General features: G+C 66.4%; 11 protein-coding genes. 1 reads left to right on the top strand and 10 read right to left on the bottom strand.

What is annotated here, in order from left to right; genetic code table 11:
* Both Q7T84_RS13705 and rimP read right to left on the bottom strand, forming a co-directional pair.
* On the bottom strand, positions 1-276 hold a 276-nt coding region (locus tag Q7T84_RS13705), incomplete at its 3' end, for a NusA N-terminal domain-containing protein (RefSeq protein ID WP_304809839.1).
* Between the two features lie 13 nt (positions 277-289).
* Complete coding sequence (gene rimP, locus Q7T84_RS13700; protein WP_304809837.1) at positions 290-835, bottom strand: ribosome maturation factor RimP; 546 nt, start codon at positions 833-835, stop codon at positions 290-292.
* 270 nt (positions 836-1,105) lie between these two features.
* Here rimP and ppa point away from each other — a divergent pair, with 270 nt between their 5' ends.
* Positions 1,106-1,657 carry an inorganic diphosphatase gene (gene ppa, locus Q7T84_RS13695; RefSeq protein ID WP_304809835.1) on the top strand — a complete coding sequence of 184 codons (552 nt, stop codon included), beginning with the start codon at positions 1,106-1,108 and terminating at the stop codon, positions 1,655-1,657.
* 17 nt (positions 1,658-1,674) lie between these two features.
* On the opposite strand, the gene Q7T84_RS13690 is transcribed toward ppa, so the two are convergent.
* The 8 genes from Q7T84_RS13690 to Q7T84_RS13655 form a co-directional block, all read right to left on the bottom strand.
* Positions 1,675-2,133 (bottom strand): hypothetical protein, encoded by a 459-nt coding sequence (locus Q7T84_RS13690; RefSeq protein ID WP_304809833.1) that lies wholly within the window; start codon positions 2,131-2,133, stop codon positions 1,675-1,677.
* Between the two features lie 86 nt (positions 2,134-2,219).
* Positions 2,220-2,897, bottom strand: a complete 678-nt coding sequence (gene trmB, locus Q7T84_RS13685; protein WP_304809831.1) for a tRNA (guanosine(46)-N7)-methyltransferase TrmB — start codon at positions 2,895-2,897, stop codon at positions 2,220-2,222.
* 138 nt (positions 2,898-3,035) lie between these two features.
* Positions 3,036-4,256: a methionine adenosyltransferase gene (gene metK, locus Q7T84_RS13680; RefSeq protein ID WP_304809829.1), complete on the bottom strand. Its 1,221-nt coding sequence runs from the start codon at positions 4,254-4,256 to the stop codon at positions 3,036-3,038.
* A gap of 136 nt (positions 4,257-4,392) precedes the next feature.
* Positions 4,393-4,815, bottom strand: coding sequence for a helix-turn-helix domain-containing protein (locus Q7T84_RS13675; RefSeq protein WP_304809827.1), 423 nt, complete (start codon positions 4,813-4,815; stop codon positions 4,393-4,395).
* A 52-nt stretch (positions 4,816-4,867) separates the two neighbouring features.
* Positions 4,868-6,466 carry an apolipoprotein N-acyltransferase gene (gene lnt, locus Q7T84_RS13670; protein ID WP_370653663.1) on the bottom strand — a complete coding sequence of 533 codons (1,599 nt, stop codon included), beginning with the start codon at positions 6,464-6,466 and terminating at the stop codon, positions 4,868-4,870.
* Positions 6,450-7,331, bottom strand: a complete 882-nt coding sequence (locus Q7T84_RS13665) for a hemolysin family protein (protein ID WP_304809825.1) — start codon at positions 7,329-7,331, stop codon at positions 6,450-6,452. Before Q7T84_RS13665 ends, lnt begins: the two co-directional genes overlap by 17 nt.
* The gene (gene ybeY, locus Q7T84_RS13660; RefSeq protein ID WP_304809823.1) at positions 7,324-7,788 is read right to left on the bottom strand and encodes an rRNA maturation RNase YbeY; all 465 of its coding nucleotides are present in this window, start codon (positions 7,786-7,788) and stop codon (positions 7,324-7,326) included. Before ybeY ends, Q7T84_RS13665 begins: the two co-directional genes overlap by 8 nt.
* Positions 7,785-8,012: PhoH family protein (locus Q7T84_RS13655; protein ID WP_304809821.1), on the bottom strand; the 228-nt coding region annotated here is incomplete at its 5' end. The genes Q7T84_RS13655 and ybeY, both read right to left, overlap by 4 nt.

The raw sequence follows: 8,012 nt of genomic DNA, 5'->3' as shown, positions 1-8,012 counted from the left end.
CATGGGCTCGCTGGGACCGTCCTCGCTGTCCTCGGCTTCATAGACCAGGTCATCGGGGATCACGGTGATCACGCGCTTGATGATGGTCTCACCGGTCTTGGGATCGATATGGACCCGGATGTCGTGCTCGGCGCCGTAGCGGGCGCGAGCGCCCTTCTGGATCGCTTCCTCGATCGCCGCGATGACGATCTCCTTGTCGATCGACTTCTCGCGGGCCACGGCCTCGGCGATTTGCAACAGCTCAAGCCGGTTGGCGGAAATGCCGGTCAGGCTCATCGGTTGTGTCCTTTTACTCGGGTGTATCTTGTTGGTCGTCGCCTTCGATGCGGGCGGCGCGCTCTTCAGCGCCACGCTTCATCAGGGCGTCGGTCAGGATCAGTTTGGCGTCGACGATCCAGGAGAACGGCACCATGGCGGTGGCCTCCTCCCCTTCCAGGTCGATACCGATATTGTCGCCCTCGATCCCGGCCAATACGCCGCGGAACCGCTTGCGGCCCTCGGCGACGCGATCGAGTTCGATGCGGGCCTCATGGCCCTCGTAGGTCACGAAGTCCTTCAGCCGGGTCAGCGGCCGGTCCACGCCGGGCGAGGAGACTTCCAGCGTATACTCGCCGGCGATCGGGTCGGCGGCGTCCATGATTTCCGAAATGGCTCGGCTCAGGCGCGCGCAGTCTTCGACGACCATGTCGCCGTCCGGCGTTTCGGCCATGATCTGCAAGCGGCGGGCGTTCTCTCCGCCCATCAGGCGCAGGCGCACGATCTCGTAGCCTGCGGCTTCGGCGACGGGATCGAGGAGCTCAACGAGCCTTTGGTCTTCCGTGGTCTTGCCCCGCATAAGCTTGGCTACTCTCCGGCAACAAAAAAGCGGCCGGGCCGAAGCCTGCCGCTCGTAGGCGCTATCCAGCGCTAACGGACGATGTGAAGGCCTATATAGCGCGCCCGCCGCCCCTTGTCAGCCCCTCCCAATTTCGAGCACGTCCGACTGTTATTGAGGCGTCATTTAGAGCATTCGTCCCGCCGAAATCTCGGCGCCTCTTTTCCGCCGGCCCTGAATGGTCCACAGACGGCGCCCTCAACTCCCCACGTCTTCAAGGTCCTCCTCCCCATGGACATCTCCAAGATTCCCACCGGCGTGAACCCGCCCTACGACGTCAACGCCATCATCGAGATCCCGCAGGGCGGCGAGCCGGTGAAGTACGAGCTCGACAAGGAGTCGGGCGCGATCATGGTCGACCGCTTCCTGCACACGGCCATGTACTATCCCGGCAACTACGGCTTCATCCCCCCCACCCTGTCGGACGATGGCGATCCGATGGACGTGCTGGTGGTCGGTCCGACCCCCGTGGTTCCCGGCGCGGTGATCCGCGTGCGCCCGATCGGCACCCTGATGATGATCGACGAAGCCGGCGGCGACGAAAAGGTCCTGGCCGTACCGGTCGACAAGCTGCACCCGTTCTACGCTGGGGTGGATTCCTGGCGCGGCCTGCCCGCCATCCTCACCGAGCAGATCGCGCACTTCTTCCAGCATTACAAAGACCTGGAAAAGGGCAAGTCGGTCGAGATCGTCCGCTGGGCCGATCCGGAAGAAACCGGCGAACTGATCCGCCAGGGCATTGAGCGCGCCAACGCCGCCGGCAAGGGTTGGGGCCAGAAGTAGGGCTCAACCCGACTGCGTCACCAGACCCGTTCTGGTGACGCGGTTGCCGCACGCGAAGGCGATTTGAGCACGTCGCCGCGGATGATCGGCAGCAGGAACGCCATCAGGAAAAGGGTGTTCGGAATCGCGTTGAGCCCAAAGCCGGTGGCGAGCGACAGGGCGGTGTCGATCACGTACCAGACCACCACGCTGCTCGTTATCAGGATCCAGACGGACCTGGCTTGGTCGCCGAGTTGGTGCGCGGCCTGAACGGCCGCCAGCAAGGTCAGGCTCCAGCCGATCGTCACCGCGCCTAGAACCGCCAGGCTGAATTGCGTGTGGGCGTCGGGATCAAACGCGACGCGATTGTTCAGCAGACCAAATAGCCAGCGCGTCGGGCCGTCGGTCGCTTCGAAGGCGCTCGCCGCCAGGATCACGCCGAAACCGCCCACCGCCCAGCACCATCCTATCGTCCAGGTTCGCCAAAAGCGTGACATCGCTCGTCCTCCCAATGTTGCGGGGAGCCTAGGACACGACGCCAAGGCCCGCCATTACCTGGGAGGTCAGGTCTTGGAGGCCGCGACTAGATCCGTTCGAAGTCGAAGAAGACCGGCTCGCAGTCTCCCAAGCGCTTTTCTTCATAGCGCGTGGTGATGTGGTCGGCGGGCGGGATGCGCCAGTCGTCGGCGCGCTCCGCCGCCCATTTGAAGTCCGGCGAGGCGAGCACCCGTTCCAGCGTCCAGTCGGCATATCCCGCGACATCGGTGGCGAAGCGAAGCCTGCCGCCTGGCTTCATCACCCTGGCCAGCTCGGCCAACACCTCGGGCTGCACGATCCGGCGCTTGTGATGGCGCGCCTTGGGCCAGGGGTCGGGGAACAGGATGAAGACCCGCGTCAGGCAGGCGGCTGGCAGGTGGTCGATCAGTTCGCGGGCGTCGCCGTCCTTGATCCTCACGTTCTTGAGCCCCTGCTCGTCTACGTGGCGCACGGCGCTGGCCACGCCGTTCAGGAACGGTTCGCAGCCGATGATCAGCACGTTCGGGGCGCGGGCCGCCTGGCTGGCCATGTGCTCGCCGCCGCCGAAGCCGATCTCCAGCCAGACCTCGTCGGCCTCCGGCATCAGCTCGCGCGGATCGAACGGCGCCTGGGGCGCGCGGATCCGCGGCAGCAAGGTCTCCACCAGGGCGGCCTGGCGCGGCTTGATCGGGCGCGACTTGATCCGGCCGTAGGAGCGGAGCAGCGGGTGAGCAGTGTCTTCCATCGCCGCCCTCTAGCGCGGTCCCGCCGCCGAGGGAATGCGGCGGAGCGCATCGCAGGCAAAGAGAAGGGCCGCCGCGCTTGCGCACGACGGCCCCCCACACAGACTGAACGTTCCGCCGAAGCGGGGCTCAGGATCAGATTAGGCGAGACTCTTGAGTTGGTCGACCAGATCCGTCTTTTCCCAGGAGAAGCCGCCCTCGTTGTCCGGCTGGCGGCCGAAGTGGCCGTAGGCCGCGGTGCGGGCGTAGATCGGACGGTTGAGCTGCAGGTGTTCGCGAATGGCGCGCGGCGTGCCGCCGCCGATCATCTGCGGCAGGGCCAGCTCCAGCTTGACCGGATCGACTTCGCCGGTGCCGTGCAGGTCGACATAGAAGCTGAGCGGGTCGGCGACGCCGATGGCGTAGCTGATCTGGATGGTGCACTTGCGGGCCAGACCCGCGGCGACCACGTTCTTGGCCAGGTAGCGGCAAGCATAGGCGGCCGAACGGTCGACCTTGGTCGGGTCCTTGCCGGAGAAGGCGCCGCCGCCGTGCGGCGCGGCGCCGCCATAGGTGTCGACGATGATCTTGCGGCCGGTGACGCCGGCGTCGCCGTCAGGACCGCCGATCAGGAAGCGGCCGGTCGGATTGACGTGCCACTTGGTCTTCTTGGTGATCAGGCCCGACGGCAGGACGCTCTCGACATAGGGCTTGATCAGCGCCTGGATGCGCTTCGAATTGGCGGCCTGGTCGCCGATCTTCTTCTTGTGCTGGGTCGAGACGACGATCTTCAGGATCTCGACCGGGCGGCCGTCCTCATAAAGCACCGTGACCTGGCTCTTGGCGTCAGGCTCAAGCGCCTCGCATTCGCCCGAGTGACGGACTTCGGCCAGCTTGTGCAGGATGTCGTGCGAGAATTGCAGGGTGGCCGGCATCAGCGACGGGGTCTCGTCGCAGGCGTAGCCGAACATGATCCCCTGGTCGCCCGCGCCCTCTTCCTTCTTCTCGGTCGAGTCGACGCCAACGGCGATGTCGGCGGACTGGGCGTGCAGATAGTTGGCGAACTTCGCCTTCTGCCAGTGGAAGCCCTTCTGCTCGTAGCCGATGTCCTTGACCGCGGCGCGAACCTTGGGCTCGAGGCTGGCCAGGATGTCCTTGGTCAGCTGCTTGTTTTCGGCTTTCGAGGCGCCGGGCTTGCTGGCGCGGACTTCGCCGGCGAGCACGATCCGGTTGGTGGTGACGAGCGTCTCACAGGCCACGCGGGCCTCGGGCTCGGCGGCCAGGAAGGCGTCGACCACGGTGTCGGAGATACGGTCGGCGACCTTGTCGGGGTGACCCTCGGACACGCTTTCGCTGGTGAAAATATAGGAGGAACGGCTCAAGTGTTAGCTCCGGAAATCGTGCAGGCGCCGGCGCGCGGCAGCCCCAATTGGACGTCGGCGGAAACCTATAAAGAAATCTTTATATCCCGCAAGCCGCGTCAATCGCCACAGGGTTAAGGCCCCGCCGTCGAGGAGCTTAGTCCTGAATGGGCTGCGCCGAGTCATCCACCATCGCGCGGACGAGATCGAGAATGCGCCGGCGCACCCGGGACGGCTGAATCTTTGGGAATGTGGTCGCCAGTTCGACGCCCTCGGCGGTCAGCAGGAAAGCCTGCATCTGGCTATGCCCGCCCGGCTCGGCGGCGGTCCGGATATGGGCGTCGGTCAGGCCTTCGAAGAAATAGGCGGTGGAGGTGTCCAGCGCCCGAGCCACCTCATAGAGCTTGGAGGCCGACACCCGATTGGCCGCGCGCTCGTACTTCTGCACTTGCTGGAAGGTCAGGCCGATCGCCTCGGCCAGTTTCTCCTGGCTGACGCCAAGCTCCTTGCGCCGCAACCGGATCCGCAGACCCACATGCACATCAACCGGATTTGGCGCGATATCAACGTCCTTAGCCATGGCTCAACCCTAAATGAGCCCGGGCCGACGCGTCATAAACCTGACTAAACCGTCATTTCCGCGAAGCTCTACGATAGCGTCCCCAGGCCATGGTCGCCGCCGAAATGAGCAACATCATGGCGAAGGCTGCTTCGCTGATGCGATTGTAGAGGGTGGGCGGACGGGCCGGCGGCAGGCGCGCGTCGATCACGCCGGTCTGCCCAAGCCCAAGCTTCGCGCCTGGCAAAATCCGGCCTTGCGCGTCAATGACCGCCGAAACCCCGGTGGGCGTGGCGCGCACGATCGGCAGGCCGGCCTCGATCGCTCGGTAGCTGGCGATGTTCAGATGCTGCCACGGCCCGCTGGTGGCCCCGAACCAGGCGTCATTGGAGACATTCAGCAGCCACTCGGCGCGAACACCGGTGCGCTTGGCTGCGCCGTCGGCCAGCCTGGGGAACAACGCCTCGTAGCAAATCAGCGGCTGGACCGGCGGCAGGCCGTCAGGCGACAGCGGCCGAGGTTCCGGCCCGGCCGTGAAGTCCTCGGGCATGTGGACCAGGCTGCGGATTCCGAACTTGGTGGCCAGGTCTCCGAACGGCAGGAACTCGCCAAACGGCACCAATCGGTGCTTGTCGTAGACGCCGGTGACCCGGAGGCCGGTCGCCTCGCGCCGCAGGGCGATCAGGCTGTTGAAGTAGTCCGGCTCGCCAGTAGCCGAAAGCCCCATCCGGTTGGCCCCGAGCATCAGGGTCTGGCCGGGCTGAAGGGCGCCGGCGATGCGCGGCACGTAGGGGCTGCCGGGCGCCAGCAGGTCGTCGATCACCGCCGGCAGCGCGCCCTCGGGCCAGACCACGACCGCGGGAACCGGCTGGCCCGGCTGGCTGCGAGAGAGCGCGACATAGGTGTCGACGATCAGGTCGAGGTTCTCGGGCTTCCACTTGTCTTTCTGGTCGATATTCGCCTGGACGACGCGGATCAGGGGCGCGTCGGTGGTGATCGGCGGCGCGGCCGCCAAGCGCATCGCGCCGAACGCGAACAAGCCCGCCAGCGTGGCGATCGCCAACCCCAGCCCGATCGCCCGCCCACGGCGCGGCGTGGCGTCCAGCACCAGGGCGGCGCTGCCCGCCAAGGCGATGGTGATCCAGCTCAGGCCATAGGAGCCGACCAGCGAGGCGGTCTGGGACATCGCCCCTCCCGCGCCCCAGGTCTCGCCCGGTAAATTCCAAGGGAAGCCGGTGAAGACATGGCCCCGCACCCATTCGGCCAGGGCCAGGCAACCGGCGAACACCAACACCCTGGACGGGCCGCGCACGGCCGCCCAACGGTAAGCCAAGCCCGCGAGGCCCCAGAACAGCGCCAGCCCGCCGGCCATGAACAACAGGGCGAAGGGCGCCATCCAACCATGGGCCGCCGCGTCGACCAGGAAGGCCTCGGTGATCCACCAGACGCTGATCGCGAAATAACCGACCCCGGCCAGCCAGCCCCGGAAGAAGGCTGAACGCAGCGGGCGCGGCCCCTCGGTGTCGGCCAAGCGCAGGAACAGGGCGTAACCGAGCAGTCCCGGCAGCACGCCGAAGGGCGGGTGAGCGAGACCGGCCGCTAGGCCAGCGGCGAGCGCCAGCAGGCGCGCTATCCAGGGGGACGAACGCTTCAGGTCAGGCCTCGCCGCCAACCTCAACCCTTACGGTGGGCTTGAACCTCACACGCTTCACGCGGCGAGCGTCGGAATCCAGCACCTGGATCTCGTAGCCGCCGGGGTGGGAGATCACCTCCCCGCGCTGCGGCACCCGCCCAGCCAGGGCCGAGACCAGGCCGCCGACCGTATCGATTTCCTCGTCCAACTCGCCGGGCGCCAGATCGTGCCCGATGGCGGCCTCGAGTTTTTCCAGCGGCGCGCGCGCGTCGACTTCAAAGACGCCGCCTGGGCGCGGGATGACGCTGGCGACCGTCGCCTCGTCGTGCTCGTCGTCGATATCGCCGACCACCGCCTCGACCAGGTCCTCCATGGTCACCAGTCCGTCGGTGCCGCCGAACTCGTCGATCACCAGGGCCATGTGGGTGCGCTCGGTCTGCATCCGCAGCAGCAGATCGGCCGCACGCATCGAGCCCGGCACATAGAGGGCGTCGCGCCGCAGCTTCTGCAGGATCAGGTCGCCCGGCCCCGGCGTCTTGCCGCGCGCCAGCAGCTTGAAGACGTCCTTCACGTGGATGACCCCGACGGGATCGTCCAACGTTTCGCGATAGATCGGCATGCGGCTGTGCTCGGCCTCGGCGAAGCGCTCGACAACCTCGGCGAAGGGGGTCGAAAGCTCCACGCCTACGATATCGACGCGGGGCGTCATGACATCGCCAACCCGCATGGACTGGAAGGCCGCGGCCTGCTCGACCAAGCCGTTGGCCGCGCCGTGGACAGGCTGATGAGACGCCGAGGAGTCGGCGCCCCCCTTGCCACGAAGCCTGCGAAGAAACGCCCGAACGCCGCGGCTTTGCCTGGCGGGTTCGGGCGGACTGGATGGTCCATCCGAGGGGTTAGTCATGGTCTCCCTGCTCGGCCGCATAAGGGTCTGGGACTCCCAACCCGGCCAGGATGACGCGCTCAAGACCTTCCATTTGTTCGGCCTCGGCGTCAGTTTCGTGATCGTATCCTACAAGATGCAATACACCGTGCGCCACCAGGTGTTGAAGGTGGTGGGCCAAGGTTTTGCCTTGTTCGGCCGCTTCGCGCACGCAGACGCCGAACGCCAGGGCGACGTCGCCCAGGTGGCCCTCGGGGTTTTGCGGCGCGGGGAAAGACAGGACGTTGGTCGCATTGTCCTTCTGGCGGAAGCGCGCGTTCAACTCGCGCACGCTTTCGTCGTCGGTCAGCAGGATGGTCACCCCGCCGCCGTCGAAATCTATCTGGGTCAGGGCCGCGGCCGCGGCGTCCTCGACCAGCAGCTCCGCATCGGGAGCCGCCGTGAGCCACGCCTCGTCTTCGATTTCGATGTCGATCAAATCGCTCGTCCACGCTTGGCGGCGTCGGCGTCATAAGCCCGCACGATACGTTCCACCATGGGATGGCGCACGATGTCTTCAGGGCCAAACCGGTTGACGCCGACTCCCTTCACGCCCTCCAGCAGGCTGACCGCGTGGGCGAGGCCGGAGTCAGAGGCGTTCACCAGGTCGATCTGGGTCGGGTCGCCGGTCACCGCCATGCGAGAACCCTCGCCGATCCGGGT

It is taken from the genome of Phenylobacterium sp. (assembly GCF_030654915.1).
Taxonomy (GTDB): Bacteria; Pseudomonadota; Alphaproteobacteria; order Caulobacterales; family Caulobacteraceae; genus Phenylobacterium.
The sequence above is the reverse complement of the archived record's forward strand: the minus strand, read 5'-3'. Positions and strand labels throughout refer to the sequence as shown.

Coding starts and splice junctions, on each gene's coding strand:
- rimP (WP_304809837.1), bottom strand. CDS start 835: ATGCGGGGCAAGACCACGGAAGACCAAAGGCTCGTTGAGCTCCTCGAT.
- ppa (WP_304809835.1), top strand. CDS start 1,106: ATGGACATCTCCAAGATTCCCACCGGCGTGAACCCGCCCTACGACGTC.
- Q7T84_RS13690 (WP_304809833.1), bottom strand. CDS start 2,133: ATGTCACGCTTTTGGCGAACCTGGACGATAGGATGGTGCTGGGCGGTG.
- trmB (WP_304809831.1), bottom strand. CDS start 2,897: ATGGAAGACACTGCTCACCCGCTGCTCCGCTCCTACGGCCGGATCAAG.
- Q7T84_RS13675 (WP_304809827.1), bottom strand. CDS start 4,815: ATGGCTAAGGACGTTGATATCGCGCCAAATCCGGTTGATGTGCATGTG.
- Q7T84_RS13665 (WP_304809825.1), bottom strand. CDS start 7,331: ATGACTAACCCCTCGGATGGACCATCCAGTCCGCCCGAACCCGCCAGG.